Source organism: Phyllobacterium sp. 1468 (assembly GCF_031455525.1).
Classification (GTDB): Bacteria; Pseudomonadota; Alphaproteobacteria; order Rhizobiales; family Rhizobiaceae; genus Phyllobacterium.
In genome coordinates, this window is record NZ_JAVDSX010000013.1 from 84,404 (window position 1) to 107,094 (window position 22,691).

Annotated in this window: 20 protein-coding genes and 1 pseudogene; 16 read left to right on the top strand and 5 right to left on the bottom strand. The window is 59.0% G+C overall.

The genetic code is table 11. The features are described 5' to 3' along the window. Window positions 1-32: 32 nt before the first annotated feature. The 3 genes from J2X72_RS24030 to J2X72_RS24040 are packed head-to-tail and all read left to right on the top strand — an operon-like array spanning window position 33 to window position 2,707. A complete protein-coding gene (locus J2X72_RS24030; RefSeq protein ID WP_210005248.1) occupies window positions 33-863 on the top strand; it encodes an ABC transporter ATP-binding protein in 831 nt (276 codons plus the stop codon). Next, window positions 860-1,675 (top strand): ABC transporter permease, encoded by an 816-nt coding sequence (locus tag J2X72_RS24035; RefSeq protein WP_210005249.1) that lies wholly within the window; start codon window positions 860-862, stop codon window positions 1,673-1,675. Before J2X72_RS24030 ends, J2X72_RS24035 begins: the two co-directional genes overlap by 4 nt. Before the next feature lie 21 nt (window positions 1,676-1,696). Beyond that, the gene (locus tag J2X72_RS24040; protein ID WP_210005250.1) at window positions 1,697-2,707 is read left to right on the top strand and encodes an ABC transporter substrate-binding protein; all 1,011 of its coding nucleotides are present in this window, start codon (window positions 1,697-1,699) and stop codon (window positions 2,705-2,707) included. Between the two features lie 37 nt (window positions 2,708-2,744). Here the strand turns inward: J2X72_RS24040 and J2X72_RS24045 are convergent, their stop codons facing one another. Continuing rightward, window positions 2,745-3,170 (bottom strand): hypothetical protein, encoded by a 426-nt coding sequence (locus J2X72_RS24045; RefSeq protein WP_210005252.1) that lies wholly within the window; start codon window positions 3,168-3,170, stop codon window positions 2,745-2,747. Between the two features lie 153 nt (window positions 3,171-3,323). Here J2X72_RS24045 and J2X72_RS24050 point away from each other — a divergent pair, with 153 nt between their 5' ends. The 10 genes from J2X72_RS24050 (at window position 3,324) to J2X72_RS24095 (ending at window position 12,563) form a co-directional block, all read left to right on the top strand. Continuing rightward, complete coding sequence (locus J2X72_RS24050; protein ID WP_310076110.1) at window positions 3,324-4,298, top strand: BMP family protein; 975 nt, start codon at window positions 3,324-3,326, stop codon at window positions 4,296-4,298. Between the two features lie 77 nt (window positions 4,299-4,375). After that, entirely contained in the window at window positions 4,376-5,944 is a 1,569-nt protein-coding gene (locus J2X72_RS24055) for an ABC transporter ATP-binding protein (RefSeq protein WP_310076113.1), read from the top strand. Continuing rightward, window positions 5,941-7,038 carry an ABC transporter permease gene (locus tag J2X72_RS24060; RefSeq protein ID WP_210005258.1) on the top strand — a complete coding sequence of 366 codons (1,098 nt, stop codon included), beginning with the start codon at window positions 5,941-5,943 and terminating at the stop codon, window positions 7,036-7,038. The genes J2X72_RS24055 and J2X72_RS24060 overlap by 4 nt, the downstream gene beginning before the upstream one ends. Beyond that, complete coding sequence (locus tag J2X72_RS24065) at window positions 7,039-7,977, top strand: ABC transporter permease (RefSeq protein ID WP_310076118.1); 939 nt, start codon at window positions 7,039-7,041, stop codon at window positions 7,975-7,977. It begins immediately after the preceding gene. A gap of 48 nt (window positions 7,978-8,025) precedes the next feature. Further along, a complete protein-coding gene (locus J2X72_RS24070; RefSeq protein ID WP_210005260.1) occupies window positions 8,026-8,832 on the top strand; it encodes a 4-pyridoxolactonase in 807 nt (268 codons plus the stop codon). 28 nt (window positions 8,833-8,860) lie between these two features. Further along, window positions 8,861-10,039: a pyridoxamine--pyruvate transaminase gene (gene ppaT, locus J2X72_RS24075; protein WP_210005308.1), complete on the top strand. Its 1,179-nt coding sequence runs from the start codon at window positions 8,861-8,863 to the stop codon at window positions 10,037-10,039. 38 nt (window positions 10,040-10,077) lie between these two features. Next, the gene (locus tag J2X72_RS24080; RefSeq protein ID WP_210005262.1) at window positions 10,078-10,824 is read left to right on the top strand and encodes an SDR family NAD(P)-dependent oxidoreductase; all 747 of its coding nucleotides are present in this window, start codon (window positions 10,078-10,080) and stop codon (window positions 10,822-10,824) included. Between the two features lie 40 nt (window positions 10,825-10,864). Continuing rightward, a complete protein-coding gene (locus tag J2X72_RS24085; protein WP_310076121.1) occupies window positions 10,865-11,491 on the top strand; it encodes a class I SAM-dependent methyltransferase in 627 nt (208 codons plus the stop codon). Between the two features lie 352 nt (window positions 11,492-11,843). Continuing rightward, window positions 11,844-12,212 carry a hypothetical protein gene (locus tag J2X72_RS24090; RefSeq protein WP_210005266.1) on the top strand — a complete coding sequence of 123 codons (369 nt, stop codon included), beginning with the start codon at window positions 11,844-11,846 and terminating at the stop codon, window positions 12,210-12,212. Window positions 12,213-12,242: 30 nt separating this feature from the next. After that, window positions 12,243-12,563: a hypothetical protein gene (locus tag J2X72_RS24095; protein WP_210005268.1), complete on the top strand. Its 321-nt coding sequence runs from the start codon at window positions 12,243-12,245 to the stop codon at window positions 12,561-12,563. 204 nt (window positions 12,564-12,767) lie between these two features. On the opposite strand, the gene J2X72_RS24100 is transcribed toward J2X72_RS24095, so the two are convergent. Beyond that, the gene (locus J2X72_RS24100) at window positions 12,768-13,571 is read right to left on the bottom strand and encodes an SDR family NAD(P)-dependent oxidoreductase (RefSeq protein ID WP_210005270.1); all 804 of its coding nucleotides are present in this window, start codon (window positions 13,569-13,571) and stop codon (window positions 12,768-12,770) included. Between the two features lie 350 nt (window positions 13,572-13,921). Between J2X72_RS24100 and J2X72_RS24105 the strand changes: the two genes are divergently transcribed. Beyond that, complete coding sequence (locus tag J2X72_RS24105; protein WP_210005272.1) at window positions 13,922-14,347, top strand: DoxX family protein; 426 nt, start codon at window positions 13,922-13,924, stop codon at window positions 14,345-14,347. Between the two features lie 331 nt (window positions 14,348-14,678). Here J2X72_RS24105 and J2X72_RS24110 read toward each other — a convergent pair whose 3' ends face one another. Continuing rightward, the gene (locus J2X72_RS24110; RefSeq protein WP_210005275.1) at window positions 14,679-15,272 is read right to left on the bottom strand and encodes a TetR/AcrR family transcriptional regulator; all 594 of its coding nucleotides are present in this window, start codon (window positions 15,270-15,272) and stop codon (window positions 14,679-14,681) included. A 97-nt stretch (window positions 15,273-15,369) separates the two neighbouring features. On the opposite strand from J2X72_RS24110, the gene J2X72_RS24115 reads away from it, so the two are divergent. Together J2X72_RS24115 and J2X72_RS24120 are read left to right on the top strand one after the other, a co-directional pair. After that, window positions 15,370-16,482: an efflux RND transporter periplasmic adaptor subunit gene (locus J2X72_RS24115; protein ID WP_310076132.1), complete on the top strand. Its 1,113-nt coding sequence runs from the start codon at window positions 15,370-15,372 to the stop codon at window positions 16,480-16,482. After that, a pseudogene (locus tag J2X72_RS24120) lies at window positions 16,482-19,591 on the top strand (efflux RND transporter permease subunit). The gene J2X72_RS24115 and the pseudogene J2X72_RS24120 overlap by 1 nt, the downstream one beginning before the upstream one ends. A gap of 209 nt (window positions 19,592-19,800) precedes the next feature. Here J2X72_RS24120 and J2X72_RS24125 read toward each other — a convergent pair. Together J2X72_RS24125 and J2X72_RS24130 are read right to left on the bottom strand one after the other, a co-directional pair. Continuing rightward, a complete protein-coding gene (locus J2X72_RS24125) occupies window positions 19,801-21,267 on the bottom strand; it encodes a UdgX family uracil-DNA binding protein (protein WP_310076171.1) in 1,467 nt (488 codons plus the stop codon). Further along, on the bottom strand, window positions 21,267-22,499 hold the full coding sequence (locus tag J2X72_RS24130) for a putative DNA modification/repair radical SAM protein (protein ID WP_210005279.1): 1,233 nt from the start codon (window positions 22,497-22,499) through the stop codon (window positions 21,267-21,269). The genes J2X72_RS24125 and J2X72_RS24130 overlap by 1 nt, the downstream gene beginning before the upstream one ends. Window positions 22,500-22,691 lie beyond the last annotated feature (192 nt).

Here is a 22,691-nt window from a genome sequence, read left to right on the forward strand (position 1 = left end):
ACCGTTGACGACAGCGGATGGAGTGGCAAGCCATGCGCATTGAAACCATCCGAGCCGCCAGCGGCCGACCGGCCCATATCGGCCATGACGACCTGATCTCCGCTAAGGGTGTTTCGGTGATCATGGCCCGCCAGCTGGTTCTGCAGAACATCGATCTTTCGATCCCGAAGGGTTCGTTTGTCTCACTTATTGGTCCTTCCGGTTGCGGCAAGAGCACCTTGCTCAAGGTTCTGGCGGGGCTTTTGAATCCGACGAGCGGCAGCGTTTCGATCGCCGGACTTTCGCCCGTCGAGGCGGCGCGCAAGCGCATGATTGGCCTCGTCTTTCAGGACGCCAACCTGCTTCCCTGGAAGAATGCCGTCGACAACGCATCGATGCTGCTTGGTATCGCCGACAAATCGCTCTCACGCGCCGATTTGCGGGCACGCGGGCAGGAGATGTTGGAACTGGTGGGATTGGGCGACAGCGCCCACAAGCGCCCCAACGAATTGTCCGGCGGCATGCGCCAGCGTGTTGCTATCGCGCGAGCCCTGGCGCTCGATCCGGCGGTGCTGCTGATGGACGAGCCGTTTGGCGCGCTCGACGCCATTACCCGCGATTCGATGGGCCAGTCGCTGCTGGAGATTTGGCAGCGCACCGGCAAGACCATCGTGCTCGTCACCCATTCGATAGACGAGGCCATTCACCTGTCGCGCCATGTCCACGTGCTGGGGATCAAGCCTGGGCGGATTACCGAGAGCCTCGACATTGGTCTGCCCTATCCGCGCGATCTGTCGGTGACGGAAGATCCGGAGTTCGTCAGGCTGGTGGTTCAATTGCGGATGATGCTACGCGCCAGCCATCAACCGGGAGGCGCGTCATGAGCGATCAACCCGTCAGCAATCTCTCCGAGTCGCGCCTGGCCTCGAGCTTGGGCGCGGCGACAGGCAACTGGCTTCCAGCGGTCATCCTTCTGCTGGCGACCATCGTGGTGTGGGAAGCCGTGGTGCGGATTTTCGCCATATCCGCCTTCATCATTCCCGCCCCGTCCGAGATCGCGCAATCGCTGGTCGCACAATGGGCAACGCTGATGCAGGCAACGCTGGTGACGGCAGGCGAGATCCTGTTCGGATTCCTTGTCTCCGTCGTGTTCGGTATTGCTATTGCCCTGGTCATCGTGCGCTTCGACTGGCTGGGGCGAGCGCTTTATCCGCTGGTGGTGCTGTTCCAGAACGTGCCAAAGGTGGCACTGGCGCCGATCTTCATCCTCTGGTTCGGCTACGGGCTCGCGCCCAAGATCGGCCTGATCCTGGTCATCGCCTTCTTCCCGGTGACATTGTCGATGCTGGCGGGCATGCAGTCGGTCGATCGCTCGTTGCTGTCGCTGATGAATTCGGTCGGCGCCAGCGGCACGCAGATCCTGTTCAGGATCCGCGTTCCGCATTCGCTGCCCAACCTGATGGCAGGAACCAAGATCGCCGCGACGCTCAGCGTCATCGGCGCCATCGTCGGCGAATTCGCCGGCGCCTCGGATGGGCTCGGCTATGTCATCCAGTTCGCCTCGACCCAACTCGACACCGCGCTGGTTTTCGCGGCGCTGCTGCTCGTTTCCGTGCTCGGCATCGCCTTCTACTACGCAACCGAAATTCTCGAACGCATCGTGGTGCCGTGGGCACCGAAATTCAGCCAGACCTAGGTTCCCAGGAAGGACAGATCAATGCTTAGACGCTCACTCATCAAGGCAGCCACGCTTGCAGCGTTTGCCGGCGCGCTTGGCTTCTCCAACGCGGCTTTGGCCGCAGACAAGGTCAACGTCCAACTCGACTGGGTGGTGCGCGGCAACCATGCCATGTTCTTTGTCGGCAAGGAAAAAGGCTTCTTCGCCAAGCACGACATCGATGTTGCCGAGATCCGCAAAGGTTCCGGCTCGCCGGACGCCATGCGACTGGTGGGAAATGGCAACGCGGATTTCGGTTTCGGTGATCTTCCCACGCTAGCCGTCGCGCGGTCGCAAAATGTTCCGGTTGTGGCGCTGGCCGCCGTCAACCAGCACTCGCCGCTGGCGATAATTTCGCTGGCCAAGACGGTAAAGCTCACCCAGCCAGCTGATCTCAAGGGACTGACCATCGGTATTCATCCGGCCGGTTCAACCTATATCTTCTTCAAGGGCTTCCTGGCGGCCAACGGCCTGACCGAAAAGGACATGACGCTGAACAGCGTCTCGCCGCCCTATGAAAGCTATCTGCTCCTGGGCCGGGTTCAGACAGTGGTCGGTTATGTCGACGCGGAGGTTCCCGAACTGGAGGCCAAGGCCGGCGGTCCCGGTTCGCTCAGCATCATGATGGGCGCGGACCATGGCTGGCAGGCTTATGGCTCGGGCCTGTTCACCTCGCAGACCATGATCAAGGACAGGCCCGACGTCGTTGCGCGCTTCGTCAAGGGGTACAGGGAGGCGTTTGACTATGTCGCGGCGCACCCCGAAGAGGCCGCCGAGATCACGGCAAAGGCCGCACCAGGTTACGCGGACAAGAAGGATGTGCTGCTGGCGCAGATCAACGCCGACATCGCGTCGACTTTCACCAGCCCCGACACCAAGGAACACGGTCTCGGTTGGATGACGAAGACGCAGTGGGAGGAAACGCTGAAAACGCTCACCGATCAGGGCGTGCTCAAGACGGCTCTCTCGGCGGACGATGTCTTCACCGACAAATTCCTGGCCAAAGAGTAGTTCGCGCGATGTGGCAGGCCAACGGATCGATGAGCACCTACCGGCACGCCAGCATGTCTTGCTCTACGCCGCAGGACACAGCGCGCTCTCCCTTGGCCGCGTCGGTGCGGTCGAGCGTGATCTGCGCGCGCGTGGCATATGCACGACCCGACACGCCGCACCAAAGCCGCTCGATGGGCAGGTTCTCGCGCTTATCGTTGAGGATCGTGAACGTGCCCGTCTTGGAGTCAAACCAGAGTTCGAGGCGAGCGCTCTTACCCGACTCGACGGTCGCGATACCGGCCGAATACCAGTGCGCGAAGTCGGCATTGCAGGATAGCCCTTCATTGCCCGCATTTGAAATCGTCAACGGCACCATGTCGAGCCCGTCGGTGCCATTGCGGACGATGACGTGGTGCAACTCAACCGCGTGGGCCAAGGATGTGAACGCCAGCGCCACAGGGAGAATATGACGAATTTTCACTTTGCCTGAGCTCCGTGGGTAAATTTATCGGGCAGTCTACCTCGCTTCTGCGCAATAACAACAAGAATATTGATTGGCAAATAAAACAGAGAGGGTAACATGTTAAAGATTCTAAAAAGCAGTGTAAGTGCAGTTATACTTGCCGGAGTCTTGATGAGCGGCTCATTTGCCGGCGAAGTCAAGTCAATCGCCATCCTGACGCCTGAAGAAGGCACCGATTACGGCTGGAACCAGCAGGGCATCGATGCTGCCAAGGCCGCCGGCAAGGCCGCCGGCGTCGAAGTGGTCGTGGCCCAAGGGCTCGGCTATGGCGATGTTCGTCCGACCTTGCGCGAGCTTGCGTCCGACGGCGCCAGCCTGCTGATCGCACATGCCAGCGGCTACAACACCTCGGCGCCTGAAATCGCCAAGGAGTTGAAGATTCCGGTGGCGATTGTCGATACGCCGAACGGCCTGGAGAAGGGCCTCGTTGCCGACTATACGCTGAGCGGTCACCAGGGCGCCTATCTCGCCGGGCGTCTTGCCGCCAAGATGTCGCGTTCCAAGTCCGTCGGCATTGTCGTCTCGGGCGAACCGCCATCATGGAACTCGCAGTCGGGGGCGTTCGCGCAAGGCGTGAAGGCGGAGAACCCGGACGTCAAGATCACCTATGCGGTGATCGGCCCGGCTGCCTACAGCGACGCGGCCGGCGGCAAGCGCGTCACCGAAAGCGTGATCGCATCGGGCGCAGACATCATTTTCGGCCAGGGCAACGGTTCGAGCTTCGGCATGTTGCAGGCGGTCGAGACGGTCAAGGCGGCCGATGGCGGCAAGGTCTATTTTATCGACGTCATCGGTGACAAGTCGCCGATCGACAAGGGCTTCCTGCTCTCGTCGGTGGTGTGGAACATCGAGCCTGTCTATGCGGCAATGATCGCCGATCTCAAGGCCGACACGTTCGGTACCAAGCACTATACGATCGGCCTCAAGGACGACTCTGTGAAGCTGCTGAAGACTGCTGCCATTCCGGACAATGTCTGGACGGACATCCAGGCGCTGCGCCAAGACGTCATTTCGGGCAAGATCAAGGTCGATCCGATCTATGATGCGGCAGCTGTCAGGGCATTGATGACCAGCGTCGCCCAGTAAGGCGATCAAGGTCGGCTGCCGGAGGGGTGATCCATTCACCTCTCCGGCCGATAACAAATTTTTTGTGTTGGGCTTTCATGAGCGGTTCTTCTTCATCGTCCGTTGCCGGGCGCGACATCGTCGCGCTTGAAGGCGTGACCAAACGGTTCCCCGGCATCGTCGCCAATAACAGCGTCGATCTGTCGATCCGCGCGGGCGAGGTACATGTTCTGCTCGGCGAGAACGGTGCCGGTAAATCGACGTTGATCGGCATGCTATCGGGCCTGCAGCAGCCGGACGAAGGGCGCATATTGGTCGATGGCAAACCGACACCAATCACTTCGCCCGGCCATGCGCTGGCGCTGGGCATCGGCACCGTCTTCCAGCACATGATGCTGGTGCCGACGCTGACGGTGGCGGAAAACTTGTTGCTTGGCCAACCGTGGTGGCAGCGCCCCAGGACCGAAGACCTTGAGGCGCGCGTCGCCGAAATCACCCGCAGCCTCGACATCACGGTAAAGTTGCATGCCAAGGTGTCGGAGCTTTCGCTCGGCGAGCAGCAGCAGGTCGAAATCCTGCGCGCGATGGTGCGCCACAGCCGGTTGCTGATCCTCGACGAGTCCACCTCGATGCTGACGCCGAAAGGCGTTGACGAACTGGGGGCGCTGATGCGCCGCCTTGTCGAGCAAGGCCTGGCCATCGTCTTCATTACCCATAAGCTCAAGGAAGCGGCGGCCTTCGGCGATCGCATCTCGGTGCTGAAGCTCGGCCGCAAGGTAGGCGAGATCGCGCCCGAGCGCTTTCGCGCGCTGGGCGAGCAGGAGATCATCTCCGAAATCGTGGAATTGATGTTCGGCAAGCAGAAAGACGATCCGGAAGCTGTCGAGCGCCCGGTCCGTACAGTCCTGACGGATGCTGCTCCGCTGCTTCAAGTCGCAGATCTAGAGGTAGCGCCGACCGACAATGCGCCCGGCCTGTCGTCGATCTCCTTCGAAATTCGTCCGGGCGAGATCCTGGGCATCGCCGGCATCGACGGCAACGGCCAGAAGCAGCTGGCGGAAGCGCTGGCCGGCCAGCGCGCGGCGATTAGCGGTTCGGTGCGGCTGGAGGGCGTTGCGATCGAGGCGCTGAGCGTCGGAGAGCGACGCCGGCGCGGCCTACGCTACCTGACCGACGACCGGCTAGGCGAAGGCACTGTCGGCACCTTCCCGGTCTCGATCAACTTCTTTCTCAAGCAGGTCGGCGCGCCCCCGTTCTGGCGCTACGGCATCGAGCAGCGCGCGCGGATCGACAAGCACGCCGGCGAGCTCGTGCGCGAATACGACGTGCGCACGCCAAGCCTGAAGACGCTGGTTGCCCGGCTATCCGGCGGCAACATCCAGAAGGTGCTTCTGGCACGCGAACTGGCAGAGGGCGCCAAGGTAGTGATCTTCAACAAGCCGACCTATGGGCTCGATCTCGCCAACACGTTGGCATCGCGCCAGCGCATCCGCGATACGGCGGCCCGCGGCCTTGCCGTGCTCCTGATCTCTACCGACCTTGAGGAACTGCTCAACATGTGCGACCGCGTTGCCGTCATCGCCAACGGAGCGCTCGTCGGCACTGTCGAGAACACCGACGATGCCCGCACCAAGGTCGGTCGCCTGATGATCGGACTTGCCGCATGAGCATTGACACCGCACCCACAAGCAATACCACCGCACTCGATGCCACGAACGGAGCGACAACGCGTCGCGACATCCTGCATCGATTGCTCATGACGCTCGGCCCGATCCTAGCCGCTCTCGTCATCGCAGGCTGCGTCCTGCTTGCCGTCGGCGTCGATCCGCTCGCCTATTATGGCTATGTGTTGGAAAAGGGCCTGTTCTCGCCGCTTGGTGTCCAGCAAACATTGACGCGCATGGCGCCGCTGCTGTTTCTTGCCGCCGGTCTGATCGTGGCCTTTCGCGCCGGCATGTGGAATCTCGGCGGCGATGGTCAGTTCCTGCTCGGCGCGGTAACGGCGGCCGCCAGCGCTCCCATGTTCGTTCAGATCATGCCGTCCTGGCTGGCGCTGACCTGCTCGTTTCTCCTCGCCATGACTGTGGCGATGATCTGGTCGCTGGTGCCGGCGCTGCTGCGAGCCTATCAGGGCGTCAACGAGATCATCACCACGCTGATGATGACCTTCCTTGGTACCTCGCTCGCAAATGTGTTGGTCAAGCTGGCGTTTCGCGATCCAGCCACAACCGTGCCGCAGACCCGCACGCTGCCGGTGGAAGACCGGCTGCCGCGCCTGTTCGAAACGACGATCACCAGCGGGCTGCTGCTTGGGCTGGCGGCCATTATTCTCGTGCATCTGGTGATGACGCGAACGGCGTTCGGGCTGAAATTGCGGATTGTCGGCGCTAATCCGCGCGCGGCGGTTCATGCGGGTTTGGGTGTGCCTGGCCTGACCATTGCTGTCTTCGCCATTTCGGCCGGGCTGGCCGGACTTGCCGGCGCCGTCGACATCCTCGGCGTCCAAGGCAATGTGCGCGCCGACTGGAACCCGGCCTACGGGCTTGCCGTTATTCCGGCCGTGTTTCTCGCCCGCATGAATGGCTTTGCCGCCATCGGTTTCGTGTTCCTGCTCTCGGTGCTGTCGATCGGCGGCGAGAGCGCTGCGCGGCGGCTCAGCGTACCTAATCATTTCACCCTCGTGCTCGTTTCCATCGTGCTGATCGTGCTCGCTCTCGCCGAATATTTCGACCATCGATACAACCAGTCGCGGAGGGCCTAGATGATGACCGGGCTCTTCAGCGAAGTCTTTCTTAGCGCGCTGCTGTTCGGCGCGGTCACCGCGGCGATACCGCTGCTGCTGGCCGGCCTCGGCGAGCAGATGTCGGAAAAAGCCGGCGTACTCAATATCGGCATCGAAGGCATGATGCTCGCCGGCGCTTATCTTGGCTTTGTGGGCGCCTTCTATTCCGGGTCGCTGTGGCTGGGGTTCCTCACTGGTGCCGCCGGCGGCGTTGCGGTGGCGCTGATCATGGCGCTGCTCTGCGTGCGCATCGGGCTGAACCAGATCGTCATCGGCATCGCGCTGACGCTCGGTCTCGAAGGCCTGACGGCGCTGCTTCATCATTTCCAGTTCTCACGCAGCTATCCCCGCCTGCCGGCGGCGGACGCCACCGTCATTCCGCTGCTGTCGGATATTCCTGTCATCGGGCCCGCCTTCTTCAAACATCAGCTGATCGTCTATCTGGCAGTCGCGCTCGTGTTCGCCATGGGCTACCTCTATCGGCGCACCCAGCTCGGTCTCAACCTGCAGGCAGCGGGCGACAAGCCAGCCGCGCTCGACGTTGCCGGTATTGACGTCATCAGGACCCGGACCGTCGCTGTGCTGACGACCGGCGCGTTGGCCGGGCTGGGCGGCGCCTACCTCGCCAATGTCGGGGCCGGGCTGTTCATTCCGTTCATCACCAATGGTGCGGGCTTTCTCGGCATCGTGCTGGCCATGCTGGCGCGCGGCCGCCCGATCTGGGTGCTGTTCGGCGCTCTGCTGTTCGGCGTCTGCCTGTCGCTGACGACGGCCATGCAGGTTGCCGGCATCAACATACCGACCGACGTCATCCAGATGCTGCCATTCCTGGCGGTGATGATCATGCTGGTGTTGTTCGGTCGGCGCGCCAGCCTGCCGGCAGCACTTGGCATTCCATACGAGCGCGGCGCGCGTTGACAACAATCAGATGCGCGGAAGGGACCCGCGCCAAAACAGGAGGCAAGAATGTCGGATACCAAGGTCTACCTGCTCGACGGCGGCTCGCTCGTTCTCGACGGCTATCATGTGTTCTGGAACCGAGGCCCTGGCGGCGAGGTGCGCTTCCCCGTCTATTCGATCCTGATCGAGCATGCCGAGGGTCGCTTCCTGATCGACACCGGCTTCGACTACGACCACGTCATGAAGGTGCTGCCCTTCGAGAAGCCGATCCAGGAAAAGCACCAGACCATTCCCGGCGCGCTTGCTTTGCTCGGACTCGAACCGAAAGACATCGACGTCGTCGTCAATTCGCATTTCCATTTCGACCATTGCGGCGGCAACAAATATTTTCCACACGCCAAGAAGATCTGCCATCGGACTGAGGTGCCGCAGGCTTGCAATCCGCAGCCTTTCGAGCATCTCGGCTATTCCGACCTGAGCTTCTCGGCGGAGGCGGCCGAAGCCCGTGGTGCGACCGCGCAATTGCTGGAGGGCACGACGCGCGCCAACTCGACCTTCGAAGGCGTTGAAGGTGACATCGAGCTCGCCAAGGGGGTCAAGCTGATCTCGACGCCCGGCCATTCGATCGGCCACTACAGCCTGCTGGTCGAGTTCCCAAAGCGCAAGCCGATCATGTTCACCATCGACGCCGCCTACACCCAGAAGAGCCTTGAAACGCTGTGCCAGGCTGCATTCCACATCGACCCGGTGGCGGGCGTCAATTCGATGCGCAAGGTGAAGAAGCTGGCCGAAGACCACGGCGCGGTGCTGATGTACTCGCACGACATGGACAACTTCAAAACCTACAGGACCGGCACGCAATTCTACGGCTGACCACCAGCCCCAATCCGGAGACGAGATGATGCGCTATCCCGAACACGCCGATCCGGTCATCACCCTGACCTCGGGCCCGGTGAACGCCTATCCAGAAGTGCTGCGCGGCCTCGGCCGCACCGTGCTCTACGACTATGACCCGGCATTCCAGCTCTTCTACGAGGGTGTGGTCGACAAGGCGCAGAAGGCGATGCGGCTGTCGAACAAGCCGGTTATCCTGCATGGCGAGCCGGTGCTCGGCCTCGAGGCGGCGGCGGCGTCGCTGATTACACCTGACGACGTCGTGCTCAACCTTGCCTCGGGGGTCTATGGCAAGGGCTTTGGCTACTGGGCGAAGCGTTACTCGCCACATCTGCTCGAGATCGAAGTTCCCTACAATGAGGCGATCGATCCGCAGGCGGTCGCCGACATGCTCAAGGCGCATCCGGAAATCACCGTTGTTGCCGTCTGTCACCACGACACGCCGTCCGGCACCGTCAATCCGATCGACTCCATCGGCGCGCTGGTCTCGGCGCATGGCGGTTATCTGATCGTTGACGCGGTCTCGTCCTTTGGCGGCATGAAGACGCATCCCGAGGATTGCAAGGCCGATATCTATGTCACCGGTCCCAACAAATGTCTGGGCGCCCCTCCCGGCCTCACCATGATGGGCGTCAGCGAGCGTGCCTGGGTTAAGATGAAGGCCAATTCTCTGGCGCCGCGCGCATCGATGCTGAGCATCGTCGACTGGGAAAATGCCTGGTCGAGGGACCAGCCGTTTCCCTTCACGCCGTCGGTCTCGGAGATCAACGGGCTAGACGTCGCGCTCGACCTCTATCTCAAGGAGGGGCCGGAGGCGGTGTGGGCGCGCCACGCGCTCACCGCCAAGGCCATGCGCGCGGGCGTCACCGCAATGGGTCTGTCGATCTGGGCCGCCAGCGACAGCATCGCGTCTCCGACCACGACTGCCGTTCGCACCCCCGAAGGTGTCGACGAGAAGACGCTTCGCCAGGCCGCGCGCGCCCGATACGGCGTGGTGTTCTCGTCGGGCCGCGGCGAAACATTGGGGAAGCTGACGCGCATTGGCCATATGGGACCGACGGCACAACCGATCTACACGATCGCCGCACTCACGGCACTTGGCGGCGCCATGAACACGGCGGGTCAGCAAGTGGCGATCGGAAAGGGCATCGAGGCGGCGCTGGCCGTTATCGACGCCGACGCCTGAACAGACAACTATGGATCACGGATTGAGGGAGTATTTTCATGACTGAACGACTTGCGGGAAAGACGGCCCTGGTCACGGGTGCCGCGCAGGGTATCGGCAAGGCAATCGCCGCGCGGCTTGCCGCCGACGGGGCAACCGTCATCGTCAGCGACATTAATACCGAAGGCGCCAAGGCCGCGGCCGCGGCGATCGGCGACAATGCGAGGGCGATCGCCGCTGACATTTCCGATCCGGCATCTGTCGAGGCGCTCTTCGCCGAAATCCAGGCCCTGACCGGGGGCATCGATATTCTGGTCAACAATGCCAGCATCGTCCCTTTCATTGCCTGGGACGATGTCGATCTCGACCATTGGCGCAAGATTGTCGACGTCAATCTGACAGGGACCTTCATTGTCACCCGCGCCGGCACGGACCAGATGCGCGCGGCAGGCAAGGCTGGACGAGTGATCAGCATCGCCTCCAACACATTCTTTGCCGGTACACCAAACATGGCCGCCTATGTCGCGGCCAAGGGCGGCGTCATCGGCTTCACCCGGGCGCTGGCCACGGAACTCGGCAAATACAACATCACGGCGAACGCGGTGACACCCGGCCTGATCGAGAGCGAGGGCGTCAAGGCGAGCCCGCACAACGAGGCGTTCGGCTTCGTCGAACTGCTGCAGGCGATGAAGGGCAAAGGGCAGCCGGAACATATCGCCGATGTGGTTTCGTTCCTGGCCTCCGACGATGCGCGCTGGATCACCGGCCAGACGCTGAATGTCGACGCCGGGATGGTCAGGCACTAGGCGCTCATCGAGTCTTTAGTCTTGGAGGAGGAGAGTTAGCATGAGCACCGACCGGAATACCGTGCGGTCCTATGATGTGGTCGCGGCGGAGTACGCTGCCGAGGCCGCGGGCATGCCCGAATGGGTCGCGACAGAGATCGATGCGTTCGTGACCGAGCTGGGTGGCTCGGGCAGGGTGCTGGAGATCGGAAGCGGTGGCGGGCGAGATGCACTCGAGCTTGAGAAGCGGGGGATTAGCGTCCGGCGCACCGACATCTCGAAAGGTTTCGTCGAACTGCTTCACCAGAACGGCTTCGAGGCCGACCTGTTGGACCCGCTGACCGACGACTTGGCCGATCCGCAGCGTCCCGGCACGCCATACGACGGGATCTGGGCCTGTGCCTGCCTGATTCACGTCGCGCGCGAGGATTTCGGCACGGTGCTTGGGCGGCTTGCCGAAGCGACCCGGGCCGGTGGCCGACTGCACGCCTCGGTTAGAGAAGGCGACGGCGAAGATGTGTCCACACACGGCAGTGCAGCAGCGCCTCGGCGGTACGTCGAGACCTACTGGCGCGAGTCGGCGCTGCGGTCCGAACTTGCAGATGCAGGCTGGATTATCAGCGAGATACGTCGGTGCGTCGGAAAGCCCCATGATCGATGGCTGGCCGTTCGGGCGAATCGGGCGTGACTCCACAGACCTGCGGCAATGGCAGTTTGTGCGCGATCATGACTTTGGGTGGTCGCCGCATGTTCCGCCTACGGGCGAAGGCCAAGATCGACTCTATGGCCGGAATGAGGGCGTGAAGCAGCGATCATTTGTTTGGCGCTCTTGGCATGGTTTGTAAATTTTCGAGGTGCCGGACCTCAGCTAGGGTCAGTCAGCAATGACGACATAGTTTACCGCAGGACACGGATTGAAGCTTGATCCGAGAGAGGTCAACGCCGCAACCCGATTTTAAAGGCAAAGTAGCCGTGCCCGCAGCAATTGGCGGAAATCCAGGTTCCAATATGAGATCGTCAAAGAGGGGGGGCTCATCAAATTGCATTTCGAGGAGATCGTCACCGACGGTCTGCGTGACACGTTGCGTCGTAACGGTTATCACGTTCTGCTCGGAAACAGTGAGTTTGGGCCGGAGGACGAAGAGGCGCTTGTGACCGAATTTCTGTCGCGGCGCGTTGATGGCGCTTATCTGACAGGCTCGACCCACACCGAGCACACACGGCAGATGTTGCGTGAGAATAGCGTGCCGACCGTGAAAATCGCCAGCCTGCCACAGGATCCGGTCGATATGGCGGTAGGCTTTCTTCTGGCCCAGGTTGAGGCAACCATATCCTTGTCGGGAAGGCGCTTTGCAGCCTCAGGACCCGAAAATCAGAGCCCTCCGGAGAAGACATTACTCTCTGTTTGATCTACGTTCGTGCTAATTTGGAGGATCATCATGTTGGGACATCTATCGATCGCCGCAATCAGCGCTCTGGTGCTTGCAAGCAGCGAGCAATCCACGCCTGGAGCGTCGGTCGGCGCGGGCAACCCGTATCCCGTCAGCAATTACACGTGCGAGGACGGCACGCATCTGGCAGTGCGTCTCCTCGGCGATCGCGCTTCTGTATCCGTCGGCGGCGCTACCCCGATCGATCTGCCCTCCGTGGGGCAAGAAGGAACGACCTTTTCGAATGGTATGCGGACGCTAACCATCGTGCAGGGGAAACTATCGTGGGGCGTGGGACGAGCCATGCCGTCCGCGTGCACAGGCGGTTGAGCGCCTCGTTTCGCGCAGGAGCGGGGTGACGCCGGAATTCCTGATGGGTGATCCTTCGCTTTAGGACAGCATTCTGCGTATCCTTGTGTGCAGATCGCCAAAGCCAGTTGGCCCCCTGGAACAGGTTTCCCGACGGGCGGTTCAGCTTCGGACGTCTAACCTGGCTGTCCTGGTGTCGGTGAATGGGGTGGGCATCATCGCGTCCTACGAGATTGTCGGGGTAATGCCGCCTTCTACGCGCAACGCTGCTCCATTCGTCGCCGCTGAGAGTGGGCTCGCCACGAACGCCACCAGATCGGCGATCTCTTCGGGTTCGATCATGCGTTGCAGCAATGAGCTGGAACGTTTGTTGCGAAAGAATTCGGCTTCCATCTCCTCGGGCGGAAGAGAGGGGTCGCTGGAGACACTCTTCAAGAAGTCGACGATGCCTTCGGATCGGGTAGGGCCGGGGAGAATCGAGTTCACCGTTACACCTGTCCCTTTGGTCAACACCGCCAAGCCGCGCGATATGGCGAGCTGCGCCGTTTTCGTCATGCCGTAATGGATCATGTCTGGTGGAACGACGAGACCGGATTCGCTGGCTATGAAGATGACCCGGCCCCAATTTCGCTCCAGCATACCAGGGAAATATTGGCGGGCGAGACGCGCGCCGCTGAGTACATTTACCTGGAAGAGTTTTAGCCAATCTGCGTCGGTAATGTCCGTGAAGGGTTTGGATTCATATATGCCGAGATTATTGACGAGGATATCCACGGTCGGGACTTCCCGGTGCAGCACGGCAGCCCCTTCGGCGCTCGCAGCATCTGCGAGCACGGCGCGGATGCCTGGCGCGACTTTGGAAGTTGCCGCAGAAGTGACGAGCTTTGCTGCTTCGTCCAGTTTGGCCTGCGATCGGCCGACGATGACAACATTCGCCCCTTCTGCAGCCAGCCGCTTGGAGATTGCAAGCCCGATACCTGCCGTAGATCCAGTCACAAGAGCTGTCTTGCCTGTCAGTTTCAGGTCCATGAGAGTTTCTCCTAGATTGGAATTTCTGTCGATGGAGGATCGGCCAATCGTGCCCCACCGCGCCGTGACACGCAATCATTTATGATGGTGGTGCCAACGCGGTTCTGCAATCAGCTGTTTTTTTAAAATAATGTTTTGCCCTGTGTCGAAACCTTGCTCCCACAAACGTCCTTGAGAACGACCACCCAGAGACCAAGCCCTGCAACTTCGCATTTAACCCAACGAAAGGCACGCCAAAAGTCCAAGTTGATCCAGATCAGCCTTCCGTCGCCGATCTCGGCACGTCGATGACCTTTACAACCTTTCCTCAGGAATAATCGAGCAAACTCAAAAGATAACAGGAGAAATCTATGACAACCGAACTAAACCGGACGCGATGGGCAATTGCAGCTGTCCTTATTGGACGTCTGATCTTTGCCTTGGTCTTCATCATGGCCGTGAGCTTCAAGTTCATGGATATCGACGGAACAGCGGGTTACATCGCGGCAGCGGGATTTCCTCTCTCCAAGCTTCTGGCCTGGCTAGCGGCTCTGTTTGAGCTGGCGCTCATTGCAAGTTTCTTGACCGGTGCCTATTTTTCGGAAGCTGCGCTTCTGGCGGCGGTCTATGTGTTGTTCCTCGGCTTCGCCTTTCATGGACCTGCGCATTGGGCGGGAAACCAGGCCGAGTTCGGCTTCTTCGTGGATCATTTCACGTTTCTTGCCGGCCTTCTGTTTGCAGCCGCCCATGGGCCGGGACGCGTACTGGTGCTGCGGAGGGGATTTCTCCCGCGGTAAGGGCTGCGCGCCATCATGAGTATTCTGACCGTCAGTTCGATCTCAACACGATTTTGTTTTCAGGTTCTGATGGATGGATCCATGCCCTTACACGGCGCATCCTGCCGCCTGGAGATCTCTCGGGACGCCCGCCGCCAACCAAACCTCGAAAGTATCGTAGCTTAGACCCGATGCAGGCGGATGCCCCAGTTAAAGGGGCAACGCCGAGATTGGTCTTGTCGATGAATTATTTCTTTCTTTGTACGGGATCGTTTCGAAAATGTCGGTTGTTCAGAGGCCTGGTGGTGAGACAACAGAAGCGGTTCACCCGTACGTCCGGTGTACACGCCAGTCAGTCCGTTCGACCATCTTCACCGCTCGCAATACGTCTGACTTCCCCGGCGGCTGCGTCGAGAACCCCTCGCGACAAATCCTCTTCTCTAATCAGGCGCGACAGCGTGACAGCACCCACCATCAGAGACAATATCGCCATTGCCTTGTCGCTGGGATTCGAACTCTTGGCTTCGACCATCAGTTCATCCAGAATTTCAAAGTGAGCCCGTATTCCATCCTCGAATGGACGCCTGACCTCTTCATTTTGCCGCGCCGCGTCGGCTCCTAACGCCACCAAAGGGCAGCCGTCTGCCTTCTCTCCACGATGATCCCGGGAGAGGTAGAACTCCAGGACGGCTTCGAGAGGATCGGCGCTTTTCGCCGCTGCTGTTGACCATCGGAGCGTGGCGCTTTCCATTGCCCGCCTGGAGGCCTGCGCAGCAAGGTCGTCCTTGGAGGCGAACTGTTTGTAGAACGCGCCTTGCGTCAGGCCGGCACCCTTCATCAGACCCTTGAGGCCGATCCCATCGAAGCCATGCTCTCGAAAGAGACGGCTCGCGACATTGATTACGGTTTCCCGATTTTCTTCAGCCTGTGCGCGGCTCACTCTCATCTCAATCTCCTGTTAGATTTCATTTGACATCTATAGCCCAAATAGATTTAGATCGCAATCTAATTTGTGCCGATCGCTCGTTATTGAGAAATGTAAAATGAAACGCAAATACGTCCTGGCTTTTGTGGGTTTCCTGGGAGTGGCGGCAGCTGCTGCCTTTCTCCTGGTGTCCGAAACCACTGAACGGAAAGCCGAAGCCGCAGATCCGAGGACGGTTGCACCTCTCGTAAGGGTGGCCGAGGCGAAACAGACTGGAACGGCGGAACGGTCGTTTACCGGAAATGTCGCCTCGCGCGTAACGAGCAATCTCGGGTTCCGGGTTCCGGGCAAGATCGTCCAGCGGCTGGTCGATGTGGGTCAGCAGGTGAGACAGGGCCAAGCGCTGATGCGCATCGATGAAACCGATCTCCAGCTCGCACTTACAGCGAAGCGCAATACGGTTATCGCAGCAAGAGCCGTTCTCCTCCAGGTACAAGCTGATGAAAAACGCTACGCAGCGCTTGTGAAAAATGGATTGGCTGCCACCCCACAGCGATATGAACAGGCGAAAGCGGCCCTCGACACGGCTTCGGCTCAGCTCGCCGCGGCTGAGGCTGACGCCAAGGTCGCAGAGAATGCGGCTACCTATACGGTTCTTCTTGCAGATTCGGATGGAACAGTCGTCGAGACGCTTGGAGACCCCGGACAGGTCGTGGCGGCGGGCCAGACGGTGATTCAGCTCGCGCAAGCTGGTCCTCGTGAAGCCGTTGTTTGGCTACCTGAGACGTTGCGGCCCGATATAGGATCCGAAGCCTTGGCAAGTGTCTACGGAGGCGGGGGTCTGAGCGGAAAGGCCCGCTTGCGGCAGATCTCCGATGCTGCGGATCCGCAAACTCGCACTTATGAGGCGCGCTATGTTCTTGATGGCGCCGCCGCCTCTGCACCCCTCGGTTCGACGGTGACGATAAAAATCCTGGACGCGCAGAGGCGGTCGGAAGTCGCTGTTCCGGTTGGTTCCATCTTGGACGACGGTAACAGGACAGGTGTTTGGGTTGTCGACAGCGCCACTTCCACCGTGAAGTTCAGGCCAGTCAAAATTGAACGGATCAGCGAGGAGACAGCATTTATCACAGGTATTGGCATTAGAGAGAAGGTTGTCGCTTTGGGCGCACATCTGCTGGCAAACGGCGCAGCCATAAGAATTGTCTCGCAGCAAGAGGTGACAAAATAATGAGCTTCAATCTCTCGGCTCTAGCGGTTCGCGAACGCGCCGTTACCTTATTCTTTATCGTCCTATTGGCTGTGGCAGGAGCGTACGCTTTCGTGAAACTGGGGCGCGCCGAGGATCCCTCCTTCACCATCAAGACCCTGACCGTCACCTCCGTCTGGCCGGGCGCCACAGCGCGCGAAATGCAGGATCTTGTCGCTGAACCGCTTGAGAAGCGCATCCAGGAGCTTACCTGGTATGACCGTGTCGAGACGACGACACGGCCTGGCTACGCCTTCCTCACTGTGACTTTGAAGGATAGTATGCCGCCGTTCGGCGTCGAAGAAGAGTTCTATCAGGCTCGCAAGAAGCTCAGCGACGAAGCCCGGAATCTCCCTCCAGGCGTTATTGGACCCTTCGTCAACGATGAATATTCCGACGTGAGTTTCGGTCTTTATGCACTGAAGGCAAACGGGATGCCGATGCGCGACCTCGTGCGACAGGCAGAAGTCATCCGCCAAGATCTCCTACATGTTCCCGGCGTCAAGAAGATCAACATCCTCGGAGAGCGTCCGGAACAGATATTCGTCGAATTTTCCTACGCCAAGCTCGCGACACTTGGAATATCGGCAACCGATATCGCGGCAGCTTTGCAGAGACAGAATACAGTCACGCCCGCGGGCTCCATCGACACGCGTGGGCCACAGGTCTTCATGCGTTTCGACGGAGCCTATAACAGCGTGCAAGCAATCGCCGATACGCCGATCGCCGCGGCCGGACGGACGCTAAAGCTCTCCGATCTGGCGGATGTGCGGCGCGGCTACCAGGATCCTGCGACCTACGTCATCCGCCATGAGGGTGAGCCGACGATCATGCTGGGCGCAGTAATGCAACAGGGCTGGAATGGTCTTGATCTCGGCAAGGCCCTTGAAGCACGATCAACCGCGATCGCACAGACACTGCCGCTCGGCATGACGCTTACCAAAGTCAGCGACCAGGCCGTCAATATCGAAGAGGCGGTTGGCGAGTTCATGCTCAAGTTCGCGATGGCGCTTGGTGTCGTGCTGTTCGTGAGCCTGGCCGCCCTCGGCTGGCGCGTTGGCATTGTAGTCGCGCTCGCCGTGCCGTTGACGCTTGCCGTTGTCTTTCTCATCATGCTGGAAACCGGCCGGTTCTTCGATCGTATCACGTTGGGCGCGTTGATCCTTGCGCTCGGACTTCTCGTAGACGACGCCATCATCGCCATCGAGGTTATGGTGGTGAAGATGGAGGAGGGCATGGACCGCATCAAGGCGGCCGCTTATGCCTGGAGCCACACGGCGGCGCCGATGCTGTCCGGCACGCTCGTGACGATCATCGGACTGATGCCCGTGGGCTTTGCAAGATCAACTGCGGGTGAATATGCGGGCAACATCTTCTGGGTCGTGGGCTTCGCGCTGATTGTTTCCTGGATCGTCGCGGTAACCTTTACGCCATACATCGGGGTAAAGATGCTACCGAACATCAAACCGGTCGAAGGTGGACACCACGCCATCTATGATACGCCGAACTACCGTCGCCTCCGCTCCCTCATCGAGTTCGCGGTTCGGCACAAATTCATGACTTGCGCCGTGGTCGGCATGACAATGGCTGTTTCGGTTGTTGGGGTGGGGAGCGTAAAACAACAGTTCTTCCCGACATCGGATCGGCCTGAAGTGCTGGTCGAGGTACGTATGCCCGAAGGCACGAGCATCGAAACCACGACAACGGCTGTGGAGAAGGTCGAGCGCTGGCTGCAAAATCAGCCGGAAGCAAAAATCGTCACCAGTTATATCGGTCAGGGTGCGCCGCGCTTCTTCTTTGCCATGGCGCCTGAATTGCCCGACCCTGCCTTCGCCAAGGTCGTCGTGCTTACTCCGGACGCGCATACCCGCGAGGCTTTGAAGCACCGTCTGCGATCCGCCGTTTCTGACGGCCTTGTTCCGGAGGCATCCGTCCGTGTAACGCAGCTAGTCTTCGGGCCCTACACGCCGTTTCCGGTCGAGTTCCGGATCATGGGGCCGGATCCGGACGAACTTTACAAAATCTCCGAGCAGGCTCTTGCTGTTATGAAAAGTGTTCCAGATGTCCGCCAGGCCAACCGCGACTGGGGCAACCGAACTCCGGTGCTACGGTTTGTCCCCGACCAGGATCGGCTCAATCTGATAGGTCTCTCACCCTCTGAGGCAGCCCAGCAAATGCAGTTGCTGCTCAGCGGCATCCCTGTCACCCAAGTGCGCGACAACATCCGCAACGTCCCCGTTGTCGCACGTAGCGCAGGTAACAACCGGCTTGATCCCTCAAAGCTCGGCGATTTCTCGCTCATGAGCAGGGATGGCCGTCAGGTCCCGCTTGATCAGATCGGGCATTCCGAAATTCGGTTCGAGGAGCCAATCCTTAAACGCCGTGATCGCACGCCGGTAATCACGATAAGATCCGATATCAACGAGACGACGCAACCGCCGGAGGTATCACAGCAGGTTATGAAGGCACTTGAGCCATTGATCGCCTCGCTTCCCATCGGATACCGCATCGAAATGGGCGGCAACATCGAGGAATCCCTCAAGGCCAACGTCGCACTCGTCAAGGTATTTCCAGCCATGATTGCAGCTATGTTGATCGTCATTATCCTTCAGGTTCGCAGTTTGTCGACGATGACGATGGTCATGTTGACTGCGCCTCTCGGACTTGCCGGCGTGGTCCCGACGTTGCTTGTCTTCAATCAGCCTTTCGGATTCAACGCCATTCTCGGATTGATAGGATTAGCAGGCATCCTCATGCGCAACACGTTGATCCTGACAGAACAAATCAAGGAGAACCAAGCTGCCGGGCTTGATGATTATCACGCCGTGATTGAAGCAACGGTCAGCGGACACGCCCTGTCATCCTGACTGCACTGGCTGCCATTCTCGCCTTCATACCCCTCACTCATTCGGTGTTCTGGGGATCGATGGCTTATACTCTGATTGGCGGAACGGCGGCGGGGACCGGAATGATCCTGCTCTTCCTTCCAGCTCTGTACGCGATGTGGTTCCGGATCAAGCCAACGAAAGATGAACGCGACGGAGAGGCGATTGAAGACCTGAACCCGCCTACGGAACTCGCTGCCGAGTAGGGCATCTTATGGCAAGGGCAATGAATTCCCGCGAGGCTCTACCGGAGATGGGAGCGCATCCCTGATGAGACGGAAGAGCATTCTTTCTTCCATTAAGCCGCCCCGTTGCTGATAGATCCTCTTCGTTTCGTCACTGGCCGTAGTTTTAAGAATGACGGGCGCGTCACGTCAAAAGCTGACAGCGGAGCGCTGTCGGATAGGCTACCCCACTACATTGTTAGCGCCATTGTTTTCACGGTCTGGATATCGTTGAGAAACCTTTCTGTCTCCACGTTCTTTGCCTTAGGGTCCGGGATACGAAGGAGGTAAGAAGGGTGGACAGTAACGAACAGAGTTTGTTCGTCTGAGAGCGAAATCGTTTTGCCACGCACGTCCCCCAACCGCTGCTGGCGCTGGGTTAGGGAGGTCAATGCGGTCGCTCCAAGCGCCACAATTATTTTGGGCTTGATTATCGTTATTTCACGATCAAGCCACCAGCGGCATGCCTTGATCTCTCCCATATTCGGCTTCTGATGGATACGGCGTTTACCCCTCGGCGTGTACTTGAAGTGCTTTACCGCATTTGTAACGTAGACATCAGATCTCGCGATACCTGCTCGCTCAAGTGCGTCATCGAAAATCTTGCCGGCCGGCCCAATGAAAGGTCTGCCCGCAAGGTCTTCCTGATCTCCGGGTTGCTCGCCGACAAACATGATTTCAGCATCTTCTGGTCCTTCGCCGAACACCATTTGGGTGGCATTCTTGTAGAGATCGCATCGAGTACATGCCCGCGCCAGTTGCTTCTCGTGATCAAGCGTTCCTTCACCGCTATGTGGTGGTTCGTCAGACAGTCTGGCTGCCTGCAGCCTAGAATGAAAAGCCGGGGGGGCGGAAGCTTGCCGCGCAAGCATCGCCGCCACGTTTGCTTCGGCTTCACTGATCAGCTTAGGGATAAGCTCCGCCTCAGGCAAATTCTTCCAGTACTTTTTGGGCATCTCCGTTTGCATCGCCTTAATCTTCAACCTTGCGGGGTTAAAGATACTGGCAAAGTAAATTCGCCAAAGATCGTCGGTTGCGTCTTCGGTTGAAGGCTTAGTGGCCGGCACCTTCATGAATGACAATGTTTGCCCGTCCCAGGCCGCCGATCCCTTGGGCGTTGCGAGTATCCAATCCATGTCCGTGAATCTTCGTTGAAAGAAGGGGGCAACGCGCTCGACGATAAAATGGTCAGGTTCGAACCAGGCAGCAAACCTCCTTCGTGCAGTGCCAGGACGCTGTTGATCGACAATTTCCTTGAAGCGCACGAAGGCCTTCATTTTATTGCTGTCGCGCCGAACTGATTTTTCAAGTTTGTGGGCAAGAACCACATCTTCATCGGAGACGGCCTCCAGCAGTTTCTTGTCGTCCTGTATTCGCCAAAGCAGCCGGTACAGCAACGCAAAACGTGCTTGACTTGTGTGGCACACGATCTGTTCCGCCAAGGGTATAAAATCCTTTGGCACCATGATCGGTTTGCTGCCCGTTTTAAGATCATCAAGCGGGCTACGATCATTAATCGGCCCAAAAATATCGAATGCACCAGGGTGTTCTTGCTGCCAATCGATCTGTTCGGGGGCGATGTCATTTGACAGCAAAAGGCGAGCAGCGTTCCGCCATTCGTCCAGGTCTCCATTTGCTTGAAGTTTCACCAGCCTCATCATAGCAGTGTCAGCTGTTTGGGTGCGGGCGCGAATAATCCCTGGAGGTCGACATTGTCGACCAATCGGTGTGGCGACCACCCGTCCGCAATGATGAAAGCCTTTACTTTCTTCAACGAGACACCGAGACGGCCGAGATCATCAAGGCGTAATCGATGATGCTTGCGCGCTTTGATCACCGATTTGGCTGTTTTTGTGCCGATGCCCGGAATCCGCAGCAGCATTTCCTTTTCCGATTTGTTGATATCAACGGGAAAGCGTTCACGATGCGCCAGAGCCCACGCCAACTTTGGATCGAGATCTAGATCCAACATACCGTCGGGCCGAGAAGATGTGATTTCGTCGATCCCGAAACCATAGAAGCGGTATAGCCAGTCCGCCTGATACAGCCGGTGTTCGCGCACAAGCGGCGGTTTGATCAACGGCAAATTCTTGGATGAATCGGGAATGGGGCTGAAGGCAGAGTAGTAGATTCTGCGCAGGTTATAGCTCCCGTAAAGCCTCGAACTGGTTTGCAATATGGTTGCATCGTTGGCATCGTCTGCCCCGACGATCATCTGGGTGCTTTGTCCGCCTGGAACGAACTTTTTACGCCGCTTCGTTTGCTGAGTGGGTTCATTAGCCGCATCAATTTTTAGCCGGAGGTCTCCCATCGATTTACGAATTTCGGCGGGTCTTTTTTCGGGCGCAAATTGTGCAATACCCGAGTCAGTCGGTAACTCGATATTAATTGAAAGACGGTCCGCATAAAGACCCGCTTCTTCTATCAGATGCGCCGATGCCTCTGGAATCGATTTGAGATGAATATAGCCTCGGAAATTGTGGACGGTCCGCAGTTCTCTGGCGATCCTCACCATTTCTTCCATTGTATGGTCTGACGAGCGGATAATCCCAGAAGATAGAAAAAGCCCTTCGATGTAATTACGGCGATAGAACTCCAGCGTGAGCCAAATTACCTCTTCGACGGTAAAACGCGCACGCTCTACATTGCTCGAGGAGCGATTGATGCAGTACGCACAATCAAAAATACAGAAATTCGTCAGCAGTATTTTCAAAAGCGAGATACATCGGCCATCGGGCGCATAGGCGTGACAGATACCCGAACCTTCGGTCGAACCCAACCCTCCAGAACGTGACGAGTCGCGCTTCGTCGTGCCGCTTGACGCACAGGATGCATCATATTTTGCGGCGTCGGAAAGAATAGCCAGTCGTTCCTTCAGAGTCTTTGCCATGCCTGTTCACTATATGTTCTATCATGTCGCAAGTCAATCACCGAGCCCAAAGCTTCACCTTTTTTGAGGTGAGGAAGGTGTCCAATGTGCGAAGAGTCGCTTCGGCAGGGTTCGAATGAAGGACAACTCGTTACGGTCGGAAGAGTTTCGTTTAAGTTCGCCGCACATAGGCCGAAACCGTCCAGATGCACT